Here is a 23158-nt window from a genome sequence, read left to right as displayed (position 1 = left end):
TAGATCTGTTTTACTAATTTACTACCGAAATTTTTACCGGTTTTGAAAAATTATATTGGTTTCAACACCGCTGCGAAACCGCCGCGGCGAAGCATCTTAACCTCAACGGAACTGGAGCTGTCCACCACCAAATACTGTGTTGACAGCGCTTTATCGTGTATTCCGTCAGTAATGAGTGTCAGCTTATATTTAGTTCCTTCCGGCAGGAAAGCGAAGCGGATCGTTTCCTTCTTCTCCCACTCCTCGCCATTCATGCCACCAATAAACCATGCATTGTTTTTACGGCGGGCAAGCATAATATCTTTACCAGGATAGCCACTAAGCAACCTCGTATCGTCCCAGGCATTCGGAACTTCCTTTAAGAATGTTCTGGCGGCATCCGGTAATTCATAGTAGCCTTCCGGACGGTCGGCCAGGTGCTGAATACCGGATTCAAATACAACACTGAGTGCCAGTTCATGCCCATAGGAGGTAATATGCGGGTATTGGGAATTGGTGAAAGTAACTGGTGTATAATCCATAGGACCAACCACGTTGCGGGTAAAAGGCAGCGTGGTATTATGTTCCGGCGCAGCGGGTGTAAAATCCGGGACATTGTTGTACCATTCAGCGCCGCGTACTGCCTCGTATGTCATCAGGTTGGGATAGGTTCTTGTCCAGCCCCGTGGCACCAGGCAACCGTGAAAATATACCATCATTTGGAATTGAGCCGCATCCTCCAGGATATCGAGATAATATTTAATCATGTCCTGCTTCTCGCTTTCAAAGAAGTCGACCTTGATGCCTGCAACGCCCAGTTTCTTCAACTTCGTAAATTCTTCCACCCGGCTTTCATGCGTCAACAGCTTGTCGCGGGGAGTTGAGGCAACGCCGGTATGAGGACCACCGGAATTGTACCACATCAATGGCTTCACACCTTTTGAATGAATGTATTGAAGGGCATCTTCCAGGCGTCCGCCATTGCTCATCGCATCCCATTCCCAATCGAGCAGGGTATAAGGCCAGTTCATTTCGGCTGCCAGGTCGGCAAAGGCACAAACAATTTTATAGTCCTTTGTGCCATGGTTACTCGACCAATAATTCCAGGAGGCGATTCCTGGTTTAATCCAACCGGTATTTTTTATGACAGACGGGGCAGACACATCATCCACCAAAGTAGAGGCTACTATATCAGCCAGGGTACCAGTAATCATCACACGCCAGGGCGATTTCCACGGCAACGTGATCGTAGGCTGCGATGCTCCCAGTCCCTGTCCATCCCGCGGATCCGGGAAAGTAAGTTTGTAGGTTGCTTCATCAGCTGCATTGCTGAGTTTAGTGCCGCAATAAGTACTGTTTACATCTGCTTCATGCAGCAGGAACCAGCAGGAATTATCTTTTAATTTAAAAAGCGCCGGGTAACACCATTCCTGTTGCTGCACTTTGTTATCGCTCATGGAAGCGTACAACCATTCATTGGCAGCATTCCATTTTTCCATCCAGCGGGTTGTTTCCTTTGGAATGGTGTAAGCAGTCAGTTCATCCTTTACAACAAACGTTCCTTGCTTCTCCGGAAATTCATAACGGAAAGCAATGCCATCGTTATACGCCCTGACAACAATATTCAATTTTGCTTTGGAAGGATTCTCAAAAGAAACCATCACTTCATTGGCAGCATTGGTACAAACAGATTTCTTGCCATGCAACGCAGGGTATTGCTCCCGGATCGAAACAGGTTTACCTGCTTTGAGGAATTTCAGTTCTTTTGAAAAATCCTGGTCACTGCGCGACAGCCCTAAATCAATATGCGGAACAACTTCCGAAACCTTCCCGTTGTTATGGTAAGAGGCTTTAATATACCAGCTCCCAACATCATTATTTTGCACTGAAAATAGTTCAACACTGATTTTCCGGTCCGGCGATTGCACCGTTGTCCTTTGTGCAAATAACGACAGTGAGCAAAGAGAAAAAAGGACAACGGAAACAACCGCAAACTTCATATTCAACATTTCTTTGTTTAATTTTTATTTACCGCCAGCAACAATGGCATCAATCATGCGTTTATCCAGCACCGTGTTATTTCGTCTGTCTAAAGCACCGCCTGTATCCCAGAAAAAGGGCTTCAGGCCGCTGGCAATTGCCTGTTTGGTTACATAAGTGATCCAATAATCCACGGCATCGTTGTGGGTAGCCAGATCTTTGGGAACATTACTACTGCTGCCACGTCTGTAAGCGCCGTACTCGCCCATTATAACAGGGATTTGTTTGTCGACGAACTTGGTTTTCATCTTGCCAAAGGCGGTGTTTACGTCGCCTTCTTCTCCCCAGGTGGAATTCCGGTCAGGTTCAATGGTAGAATGATGTCCTGCCCCCCAATAGTAAAACATTTTACCCCAGGATGCATCGCCTTCCAATAAACAGAACTGGAACGGTGTATAATAATGTATTTCCACCATCATGCGATCTTTCACGGCGTCTGTGGGAAGTGTGTTCATCAGGGTATTGGTTTTATCAATATCCGTTGATGGCCCCTGTACCACCAATACCCTGTAGCTGTTGCGTCCACCGGTGGATCGAACGGCATTGATAAAGGTTTGATGATAGCTGGTGAGTATGTCCATCTGCTCCGCAGTTTCAGCAGGAGGCTCATTAGCGCTGGCAAACATCACATGCTCATCAAAATCGCGCATGGTGGTAGCAATTTGTTCCCAGAATGCTTTTTGTTTGGCATTGACAGAATCCTTTTTTGCACTGTTAATATTGGCATCCAGCCAGCCACCGTCCCAGTGGATGTTGAGTAAAACATACATGTCGTTATTAACACAATATTGAACCACCTCTTTTACGCGGTTCAGCCAGGCATCCTGGATCTTGGCAGTAGTTTTGTCTGAATACTGATTCCATGAAACTGGCAGGCGGATGGCAATAAATCCCTGCTGTTTCACCGCCTGTACATAACTTTCATTGATCAACGGATTTCCCCACGCGGTTTCCCCGCCAATAGCTTCCAGGGTATTGCCAATGTTCCAGCCCAGCTTAAATTTAGCGGCTAACTGCACAGCGTTACTTCCCATGCCGGTTGAATTAGCCGGGGCAGGTGAAACATTGTAGCCCGGATAAATGCCGCTGGCTTGGGTTACTTTAACCCTGCGCGTCTGGCTGGTTCCGGCATTCACCTCCAGCACCACGGAGCGGGGCGCACCGGTGGTATTGGGTACAGTAGTCAACCGGATAGCAGCCTTGCTGCTACCGGTCGACTGACTTACCTGTAACCAGGAAGAAGCGGGATTATTAATATTCCAATTTACATTACTGGCAATGGTTACATCGGAAGTGCCACCATCCGGTTGAAAAGTAACTTCAGATAAAGAAACCGACAATTCCGGCGTAACCGTGCTCTTTTTACTACAGTAGGTAAACATTACCGCGGAAATCATCAATCCGATAAGTCCATACAAATTTCTGGTTTTCATGATCTTGATATTTGGTTAAAATTTATTGATACTATTTTATTTTCACTACCCTGATATTATCTACCGCGGCTTGTAAACCGGAAGCAGAAGGAGACGCAGAAAAGTTTTTGGTATGAATATTTACAGATCCCTTGGCCGAGCTGCCCAGCAAAGTGGTCAGGTCGGCAGCTGCGGTACCTTTGCCTTCATTAGTCCTGAACGTGGATAACGGAATGGTGACTGTATGCCAACCCTTTGTTTTAAAGGGGACAACAGTGCCATCAGCACCCTGCCATGGCTCATAGCGGGCCATATAGTCGAATGAGTTACCTCTTAGTACATAAATAGAGGTGCCGGACCATGCGTTGGGAACATTGATCTCAAACTTAACGGCATATTGATCAATAGGAACGCTTAAACTGTCAACAGGTAGCCACTGTACGTCGTTGGTATTGATACTCCGTTGCCAGTTCCACCAGCTGCCCTCGCCGGCAGGCAGCACATCATTATTTAACACTGCATAACTGCCCCTGTTGCCGGGAAAATTAACACTGCTGTTATCTGTACCGGTACCCCAACTGAAAGTATTTACATTATCAAAATTACAGAGCGCGCCGGTTGTGGGATCGTTTACATTAAAGGTGGTGGAAGCACTACCGGATTTTGTGGTGATCATTACCGGCCCGCCTTGGGAAAGCGTTGGCAGAATGAACCCTATGGCTGTACCATCGACGGCTGTACCATAATCGGTAATTGGTGTACCGGCAAAAGTCAGTTCGCTTATAAAAAACAAATTTAGCCCATAGATATAAACGGAGTCGCCTGCGTTGGCATTTTCATTGGAAATGCTGGTAATAGAAGGCGGTGGCGCCACGATGCCGAATGTAAAAGTGGTGGACCCGTGCCGGGTCACATAGCGGATCGTATTCAGACTCTCTGCGGGCACCGATGGGAATGGTATCACAGCTGGTACCAGTACGGCAGCACTGGTATCTGAAAACATGATGCTGTTGATATTAGCAGGTACGCCATTGAAAGAGATCTGTACAGCATCCTGCAGATTATGCCCCACCAGCACCACCCATTGCCCGGTAGTGAGGGAATTGACAAGCGTATCAGCAGGAGAAGCTGCATAATTTCTAACGCTGGTGATAACAGGAGCTGCTTCAGTTACATCTTTCTTGCAAGCAGATTGCATTAGTGCAAAAACAGCTGCAAGTGCAAAAAACGGTAACCTCCAATAGCGCTGGTTGAATATTATTTTATTCACGGTATAATGTTTTTAGTGGTTCTTAATAATATGACACCGGAGGTTCCAGCAATTTCGGGTTGGCGGTTACCTCAGAAGAAGGTATTGGAAATGTGAAACTTTGAATGGTGGCAGGCGTAATAATACCATATGGATCTCCGGGTGTTATAACACCATTCGAAATGGTAAATGGTGCGCGCTTTTCTCCATTTAATTTGCTGATGGCCTTGACCGGGTTATAATAAGATAGTCTGACCAGGTCTATCCAATATTGTCCTTCTCCCGCCAGTTCAATTCTTCTCTCATTAATGACGGAGTCCATATCTATTCTGGGAGCAGGAGCCATCCCGGCCCTTGTACGAACCTGGTTAAAGTAGAGCAACGCGTCACCGTCGGCACTTGAGGCACTGTTACCAAGTATTGATTCAGCGTAAATGAGGTAAACATCCGCCAGTCTTAATAATGCATTATGCTCTGTAGAGGAAGTCAGGGTCATCGTTGGCGCGCTGTTATCCTTGTTGGTGCCGATAATATGCTTTTTCAACCCGGAGCTACCTGTAAATTTAAACCCTCCGCCTGCTGCATTCAACTCGGGGTAATAGTCGCCGTTAATCATAAAAGTGGCTTTACGCCTTACGGAATCCTTTGTTTTGTAAAGCTGGTACATATCAATGGTCGGGCTAATAGCAAACCAGCCCGCCGAGCCATTGGCAGATATTTCCACCCCTCCCGGAGAATAGACCTGCAACATATTTCCCTCCACCCAACCTCCTCCCGGCGCCCACTGCAATGCAAACAATGACTCCGGATTGTCGTTAAACTGGGTTTTGAACAGGTCGGCATAATTTTTTACCAGCGCGAGGCCGCTCTTCTTACACACATTTCCGGCGTATTTCTTTGCACTGTCCAGGTAAGCCTGGTTCCTGGTGCCTCCCTGCTGATTTAACCCGGCTACCGTCAGATAAACCTTGCTTAACATGCCTTGTGCCGACCAGGTAGTTACCCTTCCGGCAGCATCAGCAGCGGGGAGATGGCCGGCTGCAAAAGTGAGGTCATTGATCGCGAATTTATATACGTCTTCCGTTTTTACCCGGTTGATCAACGGAGATACAATCAGTTCGCTGTTATCTTCAATAACGGGTACCGCGCCCCATAACACCGCCAGGTTATAATAGGCAAATCCACGTATAAAACGGGCCTCAGCAATAGCCGCATTTTTGTCCTTATCAGGAATGGAAGCCGGCGCCTTTTGGGTGATGGCATTGATCGTAACATTACAGTGTGCAATGATATTATACATCCCTTTCCAGTTGGAAATCATGATGCCGTTTAAGCCGGTAACGGTGAAAGTATTCAACTGCACAGCATCTCCCCAGTAACCAACCGCCATATTTCCACTCAGCACTTCGCCAACAGGCAAATAACAATTGTAGTTCCAGTCAGCCCAGGGCGTACCAGCATATAATGCAGCTGTTGCCAACCTGAGATCACCAGCCGATTGATAAAAATTATCCGCACTTATCTGCGACAGGGGCGGACGATCCAAAAAACTTTTGGAGCATCCTGTTATAGCTATCGTAGCTATCAGGAAGACAATTATTTTATCCAATATTGATCTCATAACTATTTATATTAACAGATGAATATTTTATTTAGTCAGTTTAATGTTCGCACCAATGGTAAACACGCGGGGCTGCGGATAAAAGCCGCCATCAACACCAGCGCTCAGCGGGTCCCACGATCCGATCTCCGGGTCCATTCCCTTATAGTTTGTAATGATAAAGGCGTTTGAAACATTGAAATAAATTCTCAGGTATTTGATGCTGGCTTTATTGATCAGCTTTTCGGGGAAGGTATATCCCAAAGAAATATTCTTACATCTCAAAAAACTTCCGTCTTCTACAAACTTGTCAGAATTCCTGTTATTATCATTGGTATTATCATTCCTGATTCCGACAATTCTTGTTTCCGGGTTAGTTACCTGTATATTATTAATATCAGTGGCGCTGCCTTTTGGGTCAATCAGGGTTAATTTCGCATAGTCGTTTAACGCCTTGAAATAACCAAAGCTGGTACCCGGAAATTCCCCATTTACGCGAAGCTGGTTAAATACTTTATTGCCAACGTTGGCCGCAAAAAATATATTCAAATCCACATTCTTATAGGAGAAAGTATTATTGAAACCAATCTGGTATTTAGGTATGGGGGAACCGAGAAACGTTTGATCAGATTCATTTATAACGCCGTCACCATTAAAATCCTTGAATTTCAGATCACCATACCAGATGCTTCCACCGGCAGCTCCTACCGACAGTGGTACGCCATTTTTAGTGGGCAATGCGTGGGTTTCAAAATCTTTTCTCGTAGCAAACACACCTCCGTCAATAACATAGCCGTAAAACTCGCCGATAGATCTGCCCACTACCGTTTTGCTGTACTGCCTGTTCAATGAAGCGCCATCTGTATTGAGTTTAAGCACTTCATTGATATTGCGGGAAACTGTCAGATCAGTTTTCCAGGTAAAGTTTTTGGTTTTAATACTGGTTGAACTGATCCTGAAATCAAAGCCCTTGTTATTAACAGTACCTACATTGACATACGGCGCTTCCATGGCGCCTGGCGAGTAACCAATCGCCGTTCCGGAATACAGCGGTAAAGGGATCTGCAAAACAAGACCGTCGGTTTTGCGGTTATAAAAATCAACAGAGAAATTCAATCTCCAGTTAAAAAGTGTTCCTTCCAGCCCGATGTTGGCATACTTTGTTTTTTCCCATTGTACATAAGGGTTTCCCACGTTCTGGGTAAGCTGGGCGATGCCCGTTAGCCCCGTAGCCACCGTAGCCAGTGTGGAGGTATAGGCATAATCCCGGATATTCTGGTTATTTGTTAACCCATACCCCAGGCGCAGCTTTAATTCATTAATATCTTTAACAGACTGCAGGAAATTCTCCTTATTCAATTTCCAGGCAAATGCTCCTGAGTAGGTATTCACCCAGCGGTTTTCAGGGGCAAACTTTGAAGAGCCGTCTGCCCGGAGATTGGCAGTAAACAGGTACTTATCGTTGAGGCCAAAATTGATACGGCCAAAGTACGATTCCTGGGCGCTTTGCCCTTTGGAGCCGCTATTGGTGGCGGTGGTTGGATCACCGCTGCTGATTACCTGCACATTATTTGAAGGGAAATTTGTTCTTGCAGCAGAAGAACCTTCATTTGTACCGAGTTGCGCTTCATGACCCAGTAACACATTTACATTGTATTTATCTTTAAACAGATGTGAGTAGGTAAGGAAGTTCCTGATGGTGGTAAACAAATTTTGCGAAAAATTATAAGACCCGCTGTTGGTATTATTTTTTACAAGACCAAATGTATAGGTAGGATTAAACCGGTCTTCCGTTGCCATGGAAAAACTTCCTGTTGCTTCATTCCGGAGCGTGAGATCTTTGGTAAAAGCAATTTCTGCATATAAATTACCATAAAGCTGGTTTCTTTTTGCCTCGTCTTTATTAATGAGGGCGATCGCATAGGGGTTCACGGTACTGTTCACCCATCCATTGGGGTTATAGGCTCCACCCCAGCTGCCATCCTCATTCTTTACGGCGATGTCCGGTGTCTGGCTTAATGCGGTATTAATTACATTGGAGCTGGTTGAATTTACATTTTCCTTGATATTCACCAGTTGCAGGCTGGTACCGATCTTTAACCAATTGGTTGTTTTATTATCGAGATTCAACCTTAATGAAATCCTCCGGAAATTGGATCCAAGCGCGATACCCTCCTGGTTAAAATAGGAACCCGACAGCAGGTATTGGGTTCTTGTATCTCCACCGCTAATGGATAAAGTATGGTTAGACATCGGGGCATTTCTGAAAAGCTCTTTCTGCCAGTTGGTACCTTCGCCCAGGTATTTTGGATTTACAAATTCAGGCCGGGTATCAAATCCCCATCCTAACCCTGTATTCCTCTCATTTATAAAGGTTGCATATTCCCTTAAATTCATTACAGGTAACCTTTTAGGAATTTGCTGGTAGCCTGTATACATTTCATAAGAAATGCTTGGCGGAGCAACCTGTCCCCTCCTGGTGGTGATTACTATCACGCCATTTGTTGCCTGTGAACCATAAATGGCCGTGGCAGATGCGTCTTTCAATACATCAATGGTTTCAATTTCAGAAGGATTGATACCTGCCAATGGATTCACACCTGCGCCCAATGTGGCGGTGCTGCCAATAATGATCCCATCTATCACATACATAGGCGAACCTCCTCCAAAAGAAGACAAGCCACGGATCTGTACAGATACAGCTCCGCCTGGTTGACCTGATATTTGCTGAACTACCAGTCCGGGCACCTTGCCCTGCAAAGCCTGGTCAAAGGTTACCGGCTGTGTTTTACGGATCTCGTCACCGGAAACAGAAGATATGGCGCCGGTAACATCCGGCCGCTTTACTTTGCCGTACCCGATTACCACCACATCCTCCAGTTGTGAAATATTCTCTGTCATTTCTACTTCAAGGGAAGCAGTTTTAGCCACCACTTCTTTTTTCTGGTAGCCTATCATTGAAATTATCAATGTGCTCCCCGGGGAAGCGTCGATCGTAAACTTTCCCCCTCCGTCAGTAATAGTGAAGTGGCTGGTGTTTTTTAAGGTAACAGTGGCGCCCGGAATGGGGGTGGAATTACTTTTACTGATGATTCTACCACTTATTTTTATTGTTTGCGCAGAGAGGTTTAGGGTGGAAAGGAATCCCAAAAGAATACCCAATAGCGGTAGTATTCGCAAGCGAATCATTTTGGTTGAATTCATTTTTCTAATTTTAACGTGGGTAGATGATGATCCTCGCAGTCGTTTTCAGCGAGGATGATGTTTCATAAGGCTAAATGTGATCGGGGACGACTTCTGCTTTAACTGTTCGAGGCAAACGAATTGGCAGAAGTATCATAACGCTGAACAGGTTATTGGGATCTGCAAAGTTTACAGGAGGGCCTGCCAATAAGTCCCCAAACGGGACATAAGCCGGCATGCGAGGCGGCAGCAATTGTAGTTTCATATACGTGGATTAAATACTGTAAAGCTATGGCTATGTTAGTTGAATCAGGGGGGCCATTTGATTCAACCAAGGGGCACAAATGTTACAAATGACTGAATATCACTGCTGTATTTTTGACAGGCGAGGCGTTAGAGACTTTTGTTTTTAAGATTTGCCACGTATTCGGAAGGGGTAGTTTTGAACTCCTCCTTGAATAACTTACGGAATACTTTCGGATTATTGAACCCGACCTGATAGGCAACTTCAGAAATGGACATCCCGCTTTTGTCCAGCAATTGAACGGCTCTTTTCAAACGGATGGAACGGATAAAATCCAATGGCGACTTACCGGTTAACGAATGTATCTTTCTATATAAAGTAACCCTGCTCATATACATCTCTTTACTGAACTCATCCACAGAAAACTCCGGGTTGTCTATTTGCTTTTCAATAATTTCCAATGCCTGTTGAAGGAATTTTTCATCTACGGGCGTTATGGTCACTTCTCCGGGGTTGACTTCAATCTGCTTCTGAAACCGCTTTTGCAATAATTTCTGCTGGGCCAGCAGATTATTGATGCGGGAAGCCAGGATCTCAAAGGTGAAGGGTTTGGTAATGTAATCGTTTGCACCTGCTTTCAAACCTTCCAGTTGTTTTTCCTCACTTCCCATGGCGGTAAGTAAAATAATGGGAATATGGGCAGTGAGTGTTTCGTTTTTAATTTTCCTGGCAAGTTCAACGCCGTCCATTAAAGGCATCATGATATCGCTTACTACCAGATCGGGGTTTAACAGCTTTATTTTCTCCCAGCCTTCCTTTCCATTTGTAGCTTCCTCAATATGATATTGCCCTTTCAGGTTATCCTTTAAATAAAAGCGCAGGTCTTCATTGTCTTCCACTATCATTATCGTCTTCTTCTTATCCCCTTTTTTACTTTCCTCCGCCATTATTTGCTCCGTTTCGCCTGAAAACGCGGGATTGGGTGGGATCCGGGGGGAAGAAACATATATTTTTCTTGCAGGAAGCAATACCGTAAAACAGGTTCCCTGATCCGGTTCACTTTTTACGGTGACGATGCCGTTGTGCAATTTTACAAACTCTTTTGTGATGGCCAGGCCGATGCCGGTTCCCTGGTTTACCATACTTTCCGGCACATCCGTCTGAAAAAAACGTTCAAATATCTTTTCGTGCTGATCGGCCGGAATACCAATACCAGAGTCTTTTACCTCGATAGCAAGTGTTCCATCGGAGTCATTATCCGCCGGCTCCTTATAGATCAGACCAACACTCACCGTCCCGCTGTCATAAGTATATTTAAAAGCGTTGGACAATAAGTTGAATAAAATCTTTTCAATTTTATCTTTGTCAAAATAAATTTCGAGGCTATCCGTGTCAGACGAGAAAGAGAATTGGATCTTCTTTTTCTCTGCAATATCTGTAAAAGAATAACTGGTTTCCCTGCAAAACCTGACAATATCGCCTATGGAGGGATGCAACTTTACTTCCTGCACCTCCATCTTCCTGAAATCGAGCAGCTGGTTCACCAGGTTTAATAAGCGTTTGGCATTACGCTGTACCAGCCCTAATTGCTTTACCTGCTCTTCATCTGCCGTATTTTTAATGATCTTATCCAATGGAGCAATGATCAGGCTTAACGGTGTGCGGAACTCGTGACTTACATTGGTGAAGAACTTTGTCTTTAACTGTTCCAGCGTATGCGCTCTCTCCGCTTCCCTGCGCTGTTGCTGCACTTCAAAACGCATACGTATGCGGTCTAATGTAATGCGCCGGATAAGCAGGAACAACGCCGCGGCGATCAACAGATATATAATATAGGCAACAGGTGTCCTCCAAAAAGGGGGTTCAATATTGATCTGCAACGTTTTTACGTCACTCCATAGGCCGGACCTGTTCAAAACTTTTACCTTGAAAACATAGTGGCCGGGATTCAGATTTGTATAAGTGGCTCTCCGCTGGTTACCATCTGCATATAACCAGTCTTCATTAAACCCTTCCAGCATATATGCATATTTGTCATATGCGTTATGAGAAAAATCGAGCGCAGCAAAGTCAATGGAGAAAACATTTTCCCTATACTTCAGATCAATATGCTGAAGCTGGGATAAAGAACGTTTGAGCAGCACCCGGTTATTGACCAGCTCACCGGGTTCAACATCTTTATTTAATATCTGAAAACCGGTGAAAACAATTTTAGGATGATAAACGGGTTTACCAATAGCAGCTGGATTGATAATATTAAAGCCAGAAGGGCCGCCAAAGATCAATTCACCGGTCTTCGTTTTTAGCGCTGCATTATCATTGAATTCGCGGTTCTGCAGGTTGTTGGTGGCATCATAGGTAACCACAGAAATAACCATATCCTTATTTTCCTGGTGGGGAGTAACGTTACATAACCCGTTAGGTGTGGATATCCAAAGCGCGTGGTGATTATCTTCCAGGATATTCAGGATCATATTATCAGGAAGTCCGTTGGACATGGTGAATGTATGAAACTCCTTTTTTTGTTCATCAAACAAATTCAATCCCTCCCTGGTTCCTACCCAAATCCGGCCTTTACTGTCTTCCAGAAGACAGATAATCCCATTATCACTTAAACCATTTTTTTTATTTGTTACCAGGTAAAAAACACTGGTGGTTTTATTCTTTTCCATAACAGCAATACCGTAAGCTGTACCAACCCATAAATTCCCCTTTCTATCATGCATAATAGCAGAAACATAATCGGAAAGTAAAACTCCCCGCCCGGCGTTATAATGGCTAAACTGGTTTGTTCTTCTGTCGAAACGATCCAGGCCGCCACCCAAAGTGCCGATCCATAAGTTCTGATCCCTGTCTTCAAATATCTCCCAAACCTTGTCATCTGCCAGACTTGAGGAATCATTATCATTATGCCTGAACCGGGTGAACTTCTTTCCATCAAAACAATTGAGGCCACCCAGGTAAGTTCCGATCCAGAGAACATCTTCATGATCGATCCATAAGCTCACAATGACGTTGTTGCTCAGGCTGTTTTCATTTTTTGGATCGTATAAGTATTGTTTGAAAGTATTATTCTTCCTGTCAAAATAAATCAGGCCACCGCCATTGGTACCGATCCAGATGTTACCTGCCTTGTCTTCAACAAAACGGTTTACATCATCGAATTGCGGACTTTTTTCATTTTGTTCCTGGTGATGGTAATATGGAAACTGAACGATGTTGCTATTATAATAATTTATTCCCTGCTTGTAAGTTCCCAGCCATATAATCCCCTGATCATCTTTATACAAGGTGGTGATACTGTTCTGACTGATGCTCTTGGGATCATTGGGGTTGTTCAGCAGATAACTGGTTTTGAACCCGTTCTTTTTGTCGATCAACGTTACTCCTCCGTGATCGGTTCCTATCCAGATCAAACCATTGCTATCCTGTACAACCTGGCTTACCAGTTCTGCATTCAATCTCGCCGGATAAGAATTCTTATCAAACTGTTTGATAGTATTATCTTCCGGGTGAAAAAGAAAAATTCCGAAGTTGTAACTCCAAAGCCAGATATCATTATCATGATCTATAAAAAGATGATAGGGGTTATTAGCTTTATTCTTTTTCAGTAAAGCATTGGTAGAAAAAATTACTTTATCCAGCTTTATATCATATTCCTGCAAAAAACCTGATTGGTATACCAACCACAACTTCCCATCCGATGTTTCACTGACGGAAGTAATTTTCCCGGAAGCCGGCGGTGCTTTCTGATTAAATGGTTTTACAATTTTATCGTTTGCTGAATACAGGAACAAACCCTTATCATCATACAGGAACCAGTACCTGTTATTGTTCCCCTTCACTATATTGGTAACACCACCAGATGGCAAACCGATGGAATGCAGATAGTCATCAGCGTTGTCATTAAATTTCTCGGTATCGGGGTTATAAATACAGGGCCCACTCACGGTCGATAGCCACATTTTCCTGTCCGGAAGCTCATAAAGTGACAGAATATTATTGTCCCTTATTGAAGAGCTGTCATTGTGATCCTTATGAAATATCCTGCAGAAATATCCGTCATAACGATTAAGTCCATATGCAGTGGCAAACCATAAAAAACCATCCCGGTCTTTTAGCACTGCATTTACCTGGTTATGCGACAGACCTGTATATGTATTGAGCTTCGAAAAATTATAATGCTCGCTTTGCGATAAAACAACAAGAGACTGCAGTAGCAAAACAACCCCAAAAAGGTAACGCATTACTGTAGGTTTTAGATAAAAAGTTTACGCCGTCAGACATTCATACACTTGCGGCTGTTGCGGCTGCCTGATAACGTATTTGCTCTTACAAAAGCAAAAGGTAATTCATTCCTGTGAGACAGACCCGATTTGGCAAAAACGGCAATAACCACGATGGTGATTATTGCCGTTATCTTTTCCAGGACCATGACTTACTTTTTCAACAGGCGTATTTCATACACAGGACCTGCAATTGATCCCTTATCCGCCAGGAATTTAATCCGCATAGATCCATCCTCCGCATAATTAATATCCGTAGGCAGTTCGTAATCAAGGGTATAAAATGTATCGCTCTGCCCTTCCCGGAGATCGACCTTAGCCAGCTCCCGGTCGTTCACCCATATGGAGAACTTATGATTAAATTCTTTCCCGAAATAAGTAACACGTATTTTCTTACCCGTCTTGTTCTTATCTGTTAATTTATAACTGAACCACTCTCTCGCTGACCGCCAATGCCTGTTAAAGCTAACACCGGCAAAGGAACTCTCGTGTAAGATGGCATGGTCTGATTCGGGTTGCTGTTCTCCTGCCGCGATCACATCGATCGTATTGGCAGCGAGGCTTGCTTCCAGCGAATCTTCTTTAGCCAATTTTGATTGTAAAGCCGCAAAACCGCTGCTGGATTCTTTTCGCCAGTATACGATATAGCGGGCATCCTGTATTTTATAAAACGGCACCAGCTTCAAATCCTTATACTTTGCAGGATAAATTATTTTTTCAGCCGTAAAAGACATGGGCGCATGCTTGTCCTCCTCAATCATAGCAGCGTCGTTTGCGGCATCGCTTACAAAAACAGGCATATCTGTCATTTTGTATAGCTCACCACCGGCAATGTGCCCCATCCTGCTGTCGTCGGCCTCGCGTGATTTCTGGAAAAGCGTATCAATTACAGCAGCCAGCAGGATTGGTCCGTGCAAAACAGCTTCATAGGGAGATCCGTCTGGAAGCGCTTCCGTGCTGGTTTGCATAGGCGTCTCCACTGTAATAACATCTCCCTTCTTCCATTTCCGTTTTAAATTTATGTAAGATGAAGGCTTACCGTTGACGGCTACGGATGCACCATTGATCTTTACTTTCAGTGCGCCTTCTTTTACCCACGAAGGATACCTGATGTTCAGATCAAAACTGTTCTTATTAACACTCACTATTTTCAGCGTGGTAGTAGCCTGTTCAGGAAACGCAGTTTCCTGCCTTACCTGGAGCCCCTTATCTTTCCACTTGAGTTCAGATGGAATAAAGAGGTTAACAAAGAGCTGGTTATCAGAATGGGTGTAAATCATCTTTCCATATTTGGCGTGATTTTCCAACCCGCTGCCTACGCAGCACCACATACTCGTTTCCGGCTGAGAGTAAACCCTGTAATGACCGGGGCGCATGGGCGTAAAATAAACAAAGCCTCCCTTTCCGGGACGCTGGGTAGTTAGAATATGGTTGTACAAAGCTTTTTCGTAGTAATCAATATAAGCCACGTCCGGATCTGATAAATATAAATCCTCCGTAAGCTTGAGCATATTGTAAGTATTGCAACTTTCCGGTCCCTCTACGCTGGACATCATGGTGGAGAAATCATTAGAGGGATTAAAATGCTCCCTGACGCTATTCCCTCCTGTTGCTATAGTGCGGTGATGCACCACCGTTTGCCAGAAAAACTCCGCGGCATGGTTATAAGCGGTATCTCCACTATAATCGGCGATCCGTTTAAACCCGATTATTTTGGGTATCTGCGTATTGGCATGTAAGTTATCCAGCTTATCCTGGTCCCTTTCCAGGGGCTGCAAAATAGCCTGGTGGGAAAAGCTGTAAGCTGCGTCCAGGTATTTTTTATTGCCGGTAATGCCGTATACATCCGCCAGCACTTCATTGACACCACCATGTTCATTTCCAAGCAGCTCCTGCATCTGCTCCCTGCTAAGTTTAGCAGTCATTTCACAAAACCAGTCTGCAAACCGGACCAGCATCTCACCGGCGGTTTTATTGCCTGCATACCAGTAAGCATCACGGAGGCCTGCAAAGACTTTATGTATATTGTAGAAAGGCACCCATTTCCGCTTATAATCCGCGAAATTTCCTTCCAGTACTTCTTCCCAAAGTTTTCTACTGCCCGGAACGCCGCCCAGGTAACCATTGGCGTTTTTGTCCTGGCAAAGTTTCAACTCACCTATCATATAATCCAGGCGGCCGGACATTCTTTTATCACCTGTGGAGGCATACATCATGGCTAACGCAGAAAGATAATGCCCGCAGATATGCCCATCCAGCCCCGAGCTCTCCCAGTTTCCATAACTTCCGGATTTTTCCGGAAGACCGGCTTCCCTGCGAAACGGCGCCAGCAGCTTGTCCGGGTTTAAGGCAAGGATATAATTAATGTCTGTTTGCTCCTGCTCTTTGAAAATGCCGGGGAGCAGCCGGACATCATTTAAAGAAAAAAATTCCAGCGCTTTATGGCTTTGCGCATGTATGGACAATGGAATTATGAAAATCAATAACAATATACGTTTCATAAAAAACACTTAAAATTTCCCGTGGACAGAATTTTAATAAGTGTCAAAATAACAATAATAATTGTTAAAACCAATGCCTGTTTTATATTAAGAGGAAATTAAATCTGTAATTACTCCAGTTCTATAATCGCCTTAATGACCCCATTAGCCGGATCCAGTAACCCTTCAAATTCACCGGTAATATTTTCAAACGCTATACGATGCGTGATGTAATTGGCAGGCTGCACCCATCCTTTTTTAATAGAGGCGATGACATGTTCAAAGTCTTCCCGCGTAGCATTACGGCTGCTCATTAATGTGGCTTCCCGTTTGTGGAATTCGGGGTGACTGAAACTGATCTCTCCTTTTTGCAAACCAACAAGCACATATCTGCCGCCATGCGCTATATACTGAAAGCTGTTATTGATCGCCTTTAAACTACCTGTGGCATCTATTACTACTGCAGGCATATCGCCGTTCGTTATAGCAGCCAGTTGCGCCGATACATCTCCGGTGGATACGTTTATAACATGCTCAACGTTCAGCTTTTCTTTACAAAACTCCAGTCTTTTTGCATTCATATCCATGGCAATCACCTTCCCGCCTGCAATACGGGCAAATTCCATGATCCCTAATCCAATAGGGCCGGCGCCAATAACCAATACAAACTCACCGGGCTTTACCTCCGCCCGCCTGATACTATGCGCCCCGATAGCCAGCGGCTCCACCAACGCCAGGTCGTCGTAGCTCAGTCCTTCCCCATGTATTAACGAATAGATGGGCACATTCAGGTATTCCGCCATTCCTCCATCTATATGAACGCCACAAACATTAATTTTAACACAACAATTCGGTTTTCCAGACCTGCAGGCAACGCAAACTCCACAGTTAAAATAGGGGATAAACGTTACGATCTCCCCATTTGCAAACCCTGCTGCTCCATTGGCTTCCACTAATTCTCCCGAAAGCTCATGCCCCAAAACACGTGGATAATTAAAATAAGGTTGTGTTCCTTCGAACGCATGCAGATCCGTACCGCAAACGCCAATTCTGCGGATCCTGATCTGGGCATAGCCCTCCCCGGGCAGCGATCGGCTTCCTTCTTTAAGCGTTAATTTCCCGGGTTCATCACAAACTATTATTCGCATATCAATTTTTTAAAGTTGAAATATCTGTTCCATCATCACCCATTTTTCTTCTCCCTTTGCCCAGGGCAAAGGTTGCTGAAACTTCCACATTAACTGCTCCCATTCCTGCACTTTGGGATTGGCAGCATCCGAAGCATTTTTTGCTGTCTCATTATAGAGATCATTGGTTTCCATGATCATCATCAGGCGGTTACCTGTTCTGTAAATCTGCATGTCCACGATCCCTGCATCAAGAATGCTTTTTCTTACTTCCGGCCAACCGTTTCCGGCCCTATGCCAATAATCGTATTCTGCAATCAGCTCCGGATCATCCTTTAAATCAAGGGCTAAACAATATCTTTTCATAGTGCTAATTAACTTTACAAATAGCTGGCAGCATAGGACTGGTCAATCAGTCCACGCTTTTCCATTTCTTTCCAGAACCCTTCCGGGATGATGGAGTGGGGCAATGCAACATTTTGTGCTACCCTTTCTGCCTGTGTTGTATTCAAAGCGATACTCCTTACACCGGGTGCATTCATGCCAAAAACTGCGCAGGCGGCTACCGGTTTTATTTTATAATCCTGGCACAACTGGTAAAACTGCTGTCGCCAGTGGTATAAATCCTTGTCTTTTTCCGGATCTGTTAACTGATAATTATAATAAGCAGATCCTGTTAGAAAACCTCCGTTAAAAACAGAAGAATTTATGACGGTGATGCCCTGTTGCTCAAGTTCCAGCATAAAATCCACCAACGCCGTGGGATGACTGTGAATAGTCATGCTATTCGCAATCATTACCCAGTCGAGCTTTACATCCTTAACTATCCGGGCTATCACCCGCCAGTCTTTTGCCCCCACGCCGATAGCCCTCACCCTGCCCGCGGCTTTTAATTCATGTAAAGCACGGTAAGCATCCAGTATATCCTGGTAGCGTTGCTTTTGCTCCTGCTCATCCTTTGATGCAGCGAGGTATTCATCGGGATCATGTACAGACACCAGCTGCGCATGATAGTTACCGAGCAGTTTATTTCCCTGCTCATAGCATTCCAGGATACCATCGTAGCTTATATGCTGAATGGCATCATGTTCCAGGTTTTTCCATATCCCGGGTTCAAAAGTGGGTTCGGCTGTTTTTAATTCCGTGCGCAACCAACCCAGTTTGTTGCTGATCAGCACATCCGAAGGACTGATCTTCAATTGTTCCAGGCTGCGGCCCAGCGCCTCCAGTGCCAGGCCGGCGCCATACTTACCGGCGGAATCAAATACAACCGGCGTTGGAGAGTGTTTGATGCTCTCCTTAACGATAGATAACTTCACTTCATCCGGTAGCGCCACATATAAATTTCCTAACCCGCTGGTACCAAAAATAACTTTGGGCAATATGAGTTCCTGCATATAAAAGCCACTTATTTTCAAAGAATAGTTGAAACAGATAATTGCTCCTGCTTCATTTTTACCAGGTGACCTTTAAATCCAAAATAAGCCACCACCGCGAAACAGGCCAATGGCACTGCGTAACCATATTGAATGTTGCCGGTTACATCGCTTATATAACCGAATATCCTCGGTAAAACGGCGCCTCCAACAATAGACATAATGATTAAACTACTTCCAAATTCTGTATCGCCGCGTAATTCCTTTATGCCCAGCGCAAAAATGGTGGGGAACATAATAGACATAAAAAAGCAAATACCAATAACCGCATAAACAGTGATGATGCCGGTTCCCCAGATGGCGATCAAACAAAGCAGCATACTGATGACTGCATATACCGCCAATAGCCTGGCGGAACTATAGTATTGCATTAAATAAGTACCGATAAATCTTCCTATTAAAAATGCCAGTCCGCATAACCCTAAATAATCAGCGGCCTTTACCTCCGATATACCTGCTGCCTTTGGTGCGTATAGAATAAACAAACTAAACACACATACCTGGGCGCCCACGTAAAAGAATTGCGCCACAACACTCCAGGTTAAATGACGGTGTTTAAACGCGTGAAAAATATTCTTACTGGCCACATGGCCTTCGTTTGTTTGAATAGCCGGCAAACGGGTAAAGGCAAAAATGACAGCTATTAATACCAGCACGCCACCGAGAATAAAATAAGGCATTTTTACGGTGGCCGCTTCCGCGGCAAGGGCCAGCTTCCGGCCTTCTTCCGTCATAGTACTTAACTGCGCCGCTGTGTAGCCTTTGGTAAGTATCACACGCGCACCAATCACGGGCGCAAGCGTAGTAGCCAGGCCATTAAATGATTGTGCAAGATTAAGCCGTTGAGTAGAAGTGGCAGGATCTCCGAGTGAGGAAGCATATGGATTCGCCGCCGTTTCCAGGATGGTTAATCCGCAGGCGATTATAAACAACGCTATGAGAAAAAACGCATACTGCTGCGTATTGGCGGCCGGAATAAATAAAAATGAACCCAATGCAAACACCAGCAAACCGGTGATAATGCCCGCCTTATAGCCATATTTTTTCATGATAAAACCGGCCGGCAGCGCCATCAGGAAATAAGCGATGAACACAGCAGAATCAACGAGCGTAGCCTGAACGGTTGTCAGCGTAAATGATTTCTGCAAATGCGGGATAAGTATGGGATCCAGGTTATGTGCAAAGCCCCATAAAAAAAACAAGCTTGTAATCAATATAAACGGGAAAAGAGTATGGGACTTTGCCATATGAACGTCTTAAATTTTACAGGTAACTGTTGAGTGAAAAAACATCTATACAATCGCACCTTCAATTTTTAACACAAATGCCTCTTTGCACGGCGGTTGTTCCGGCAACTGCACCTTCAGGCCTTCGGATGTTTGTTCAAAACTCAGCCTGTCATTTCCCAACAGGCTTACCTGGCTTACTTTTCCAACCTGACCATTCGCTAATGTTTTAACCAATGCAGTTTTATCTGCCGGCCAACCCAGCATCACCGCATAAAGCGTTTTGCCTTTCGCTGTAAAACGAATATCTCCCGGTCCAAATGGTTTGCCCTTTCCTTCGTTAAAGCCCTGTGCGCTCAAAGCTACCACCGATTCCATGGCAGGCCCTTCGCCAAATACTTTCCAGGGACGGGTACTGTAAATGGCTTCGCTGTTGACCTTCATCCATTCTGCCACTTGTTCCACTACAGCCTGTTCTTCACTATCGATGCTGCCGTCACCGCGTACAGGCACATTCAGCAAAAGGTTCCCGTTCTTACTTACTACATCGGCAAGCGTATGTATCACCGTTCTGGCGCTTTTATATCCTTTGTTATCATACAAACGGCGATCGTAGTGCCACCCGCCAATACAGGTATCCGTTTGCCAGGGCAGGGGCTCTATCTGGTTACTTTGTCCACGCTCAATATCCCAGATCATGCATTTGCGTTGTTGTTCGTCCAACATTTTACCGAACAACGCGGCCTGCAATTTTCCGTGTTTTTTGATACTGGTGTTATAAAGATGTGCTGCTACTCTTAATCCGGCATCACTCACTGGCCAAAGCGGCAGCGCATTATCGTCAAAATAAACGAGTTCAGGACCATACTTGTCGATGAGGTCAATAGTCCGGTTTACAAAATTATCGCAGTACGCCTTGTCAGGCACGCTTGCACCATTCCCCCAATACCAGCGGTCGCCCATACTGCCATCATTCAGGCTGTCCTTACTCAACGCATGATTTTGGGCATATAGTTCCTGCGGATCATAACCATTCCACCATTTATTGCTGCCATCGGCTTTCGTCAGTTTGCCATCATAAGGCACACCTGCATAAGGACCGGATTTGTCGGAACGCTGCGCCACCTCATACCAGGTCCACGCGTGGGAGGCATGAACCGTTACGCCAAAGGGCAGCCCCTGTTCTTTCGCTGCTTTTGCCCAGCCTCCGATAAGATCTTTTTTGGGTCCCAGTTTAGTGGAATTCCACTTGTGATATTTGCTGTCGTACAGATCAAAATTATCGTGGTGATTGGCCATGGCCATAAAATATTTGGCGCCGGCTTTTTTGTATAAGGCAACCAGTTCTCCCGGGTTCCAGTTCTCCGCCTTCCAGTCGTTTATGACATCCTTAAAACCAAATTTTGAAGGGTGTCCATATTTCTGCAGATGAAATTTATACTGATCGCCACCTTCCTGGTACATACCACGGGCGTACCAATCGCCGCGTTCCGGCTGGCATTGCGGCCCCCAGTGCGCCCAGATCCCAAACTTTGCATCCCTGAACCAATCTGGTACCTGGTATTTCCCCAGTGAATCCCAGGTAGGTTGAAATGGACCGGGCGCCATACGTGGAATAGACTGAGATGTTAACAAACGGTGAGCATAAAGATTAGATAGATATAAAGATGACAAACCTGTAGCCAGGCCCTTTATCAGCGTTCTTCTTTTCATGGAATTTATTTTTTATTAGCTCAACACAAGCCTTTAATGGCAAATGATATCGATAAATCAAACTTACTCCGAAATACTTACCAAACATTTGGCTTAATAGGACTTTTCTTTATACAAAACCGACTATTTGCTTATTATTGCGGTGGTGAAACCGAAATATTGGGAAAAACAGGATACCGGAAAAGTGAAAGCAGCTTTCCCCAACAGGCCATTCAACAATTAATTGCACGGTATGATTAAAAGAGCGCTAAAACATACATTCACGTTATTGAACGTTGATCACGTAAAGCTCGACTCCAGGTGGAATTACAAAAATGTGATCAGCCCGTATTTCAGGCTATATTATATCGACGGTGGAGAAGGTGAAATCTGGGATGTTTCTGCGAAGATCAGACTTGAACCTGGCTTTTTGTACATCATACCAAGCTTCACATTATGTAACCTTGTTTGCCCTCATCATCTCAGCCAGTATTTCGTGCAGTTTTTTGAGGAATCATCGGACGGCATTTCTTTGTTTGAGAATAACAGGTCCATTCTTAAAGTAAAAGCAACTGAAATAGATATACTGAACTTTGCGCGTTTGCTGGAAATAAACCCGGGCAGGGGCATTAACCGCTCAGACAATCCAAGGGTGTATGAAAAAAATATTTTCTACAAAGAATACCAGGAATTGAACAACCGGCAAAGCATGTCCACATTCGCAGAAACACACGGTATTCTGCTTCAGTTAGTTTCACGCTTCCTGACACAGGAAATACTTACACACAAAGACGGCGGTCATGTGCCGGTTAAAATTCTAAACGCCATCAGTTATATTCAATTAAACCTGAACCGCGATTTATCGGTCACCTCGCTGGCAAAAAGAGCGAACCTGCATACAGATTATTTTTCACGCCTTTTTCATCAACACACCGGAGAAAGGCCGGTAAGGTACATCCATGAAAAAAGAATTGAAAGGGCACAGTACCTGATTGTAACCACGCAGATGACCTTTGCTGACATTGCTACACAAACAGGTTTTGAGAACGTGTTTTATTTCTCCAAAATTTTTAAAAAAATTACGGGAATGTCTCCGGGGAATTACAAAAAACAAATGGATATGGTTGGTTTTTAGATGTTGGGGAGCCGCTACTCCGTGGAATTGTCAGAAACCGAAAGAAGATGTAAACCGTCGATAATAAAA

At 44.6% G+C, this 23158-nt stretch carries 13 protein-coding genes; 1 reads left to right on the top strand and 12 read right to left on the bottom strand.

Annotated features, from left to right (window positions below; translation table 11 throughout):
• Positions 1 to 50: 50 nt before the first annotated feature.
• From AB6805_RS11030 to AB6805_RS10975, 12 genes are all read right to left on the bottom strand, one after another.
• The gene (locus tag AB6805_RS11030; protein ID WP_370909480.1) at positions 51 to 1979 is read right to left on the bottom strand and encodes a glycoside hydrolase family 97 catalytic domain-containing protein; all 1929 of its coding nucleotides are present in this window, start codon (positions 1977 to 1979) and stop codon (positions 51 to 53) included.
• A gap of 24 nt (positions 1980 to 2003) precedes the next feature.
• Complete coding sequence (locus AB6805_RS11025) at positions 2004 to 3452, bottom strand: cellulase family glycosylhydrolase (protein WP_370909479.1); 1449 nt, start codon at positions 3450 to 3452, stop codon at positions 2004 to 2006.
• A 31-nt stretch (positions 3453 to 3483) separates the two neighbouring features.
• Positions 3484 to 4629, bottom strand: a complete 1146-nt coding sequence (locus AB6805_RS11020) for a glycan-binding surface protein (RefSeq protein ID WP_370909478.1) — start codon at positions 4627 to 4629, stop codon at positions 3484 to 3486.
• Between the two features lie 94 nt (positions 4630 to 4723).
• Positions 4724 to 6301 carry a RagB/SusD family nutrient uptake outer membrane protein gene (locus AB6805_RS11015; protein ID WP_370909477.1) on the bottom strand — a complete coding sequence of 526 codons (1578 nt, stop codon included), beginning with the start codon at positions 6299 to 6301 and terminating at the stop codon, positions 4724 to 4726.
• Positions 6302 to 6328: 27 nt separating this feature from the next.
• Positions 6329 to 9460, bottom strand: a complete 3132-nt coding sequence (locus AB6805_RS11010) for a SusC/RagA family TonB-linked outer membrane protein (protein ID WP_370909476.1) — start codon at positions 9458 to 9460, stop codon at positions 6329 to 6331.
• A 396-nt stretch (positions 9461 to 9856) separates the two neighbouring features.
• Entirely contained in the window at positions 9857 to 13954 is a 4098-nt protein-coding gene (locus AB6805_RS11005; protein WP_370909475.1) for a two-component regulator propeller domain-containing protein, read from the bottom strand.
• A 191-nt stretch (positions 13955 to 14145) separates the two neighbouring features.
• Complete coding sequence (locus AB6805_RS11000; protein ID WP_370909474.1) at positions 14146 to 16494, bottom strand: beta-L-arabinofuranosidase domain-containing protein; 2349 nt, start codon at positions 16492 to 16494, stop codon at positions 14146 to 14148.
• 110 nt (positions 16495 to 16604) lie between these two features.
• The gene (locus AB6805_RS10995) at positions 16605 to 17621 is read right to left on the bottom strand and encodes a zinc-binding alcohol dehydrogenase family protein (protein WP_370909473.1); all 1017 of its coding nucleotides are present in this window, start codon (positions 17619 to 17621) and stop codon (positions 16605 to 16607) included.
• A 9-nt stretch (positions 17622 to 17630) separates the two neighbouring features.
• On the bottom strand, positions 17631 to 17966 hold the full coding sequence (locus AB6805_RS10990; RefSeq protein ID WP_370909472.1) for an L-rhamnose mutarotase: 336 nt from the start codon (positions 17964 to 17966) through the stop codon (positions 17631 to 17633).
• Between the two features lie 14 nt (positions 17967 to 17980).
• The gene (locus AB6805_RS10985; protein WP_370909471.1) at positions 17981 to 18997 is read right to left on the bottom strand and encodes an aldo/keto reductase; all 1017 of its coding nucleotides are present in this window, start codon (positions 18995 to 18997) and stop codon (positions 17981 to 17983) included.
• A gap of 17 nt (positions 18998 to 19014) precedes the next feature.
• Entirely contained in the window at positions 19015 to 20283 is a 1269-nt protein-coding gene (fucP, locus tag AB6805_RS10980; protein ID WP_370909470.1) for an L-fucose:H+ symporter permease, read from the bottom strand.
• Between the two features lie 45 nt (positions 20284 to 20328).
• A complete protein-coding gene (locus AB6805_RS10975) occupies positions 20329 to 21975 on the bottom strand; it encodes an alpha-L-fucosidase (protein ID WP_370909469.1) in 1647 nt (548 codons plus the stop codon).
• A gap of 232 nt (positions 21976 to 22207) precedes the next feature.
• Here AB6805_RS10975 and AB6805_RS10970 point away from each other — a divergent pair, with 232 nt between their 5' ends.
• Complete coding sequence (locus AB6805_RS10970) at positions 22208 to 23089, top strand: helix-turn-helix domain-containing protein (protein WP_370909468.1); 882 nt, start codon at positions 22208 to 22210, stop codon at positions 23087 to 23089.
• Positions 23090 to 23158 lie beyond the last annotated feature (69 nt).

Source organism: Chitinophaga sp. RCC_12 (assembly GCF_041360695.1).
GTDB lineage: Bacteria > Bacteroidota > Bacteroidia > Chitinophagales > Chitinophagaceae > Chitinophaga.
The sequence above is the reverse complement of the archived record's forward strand: the minus strand, read 5'-3'. Positions and strand labels throughout refer to the sequence as shown.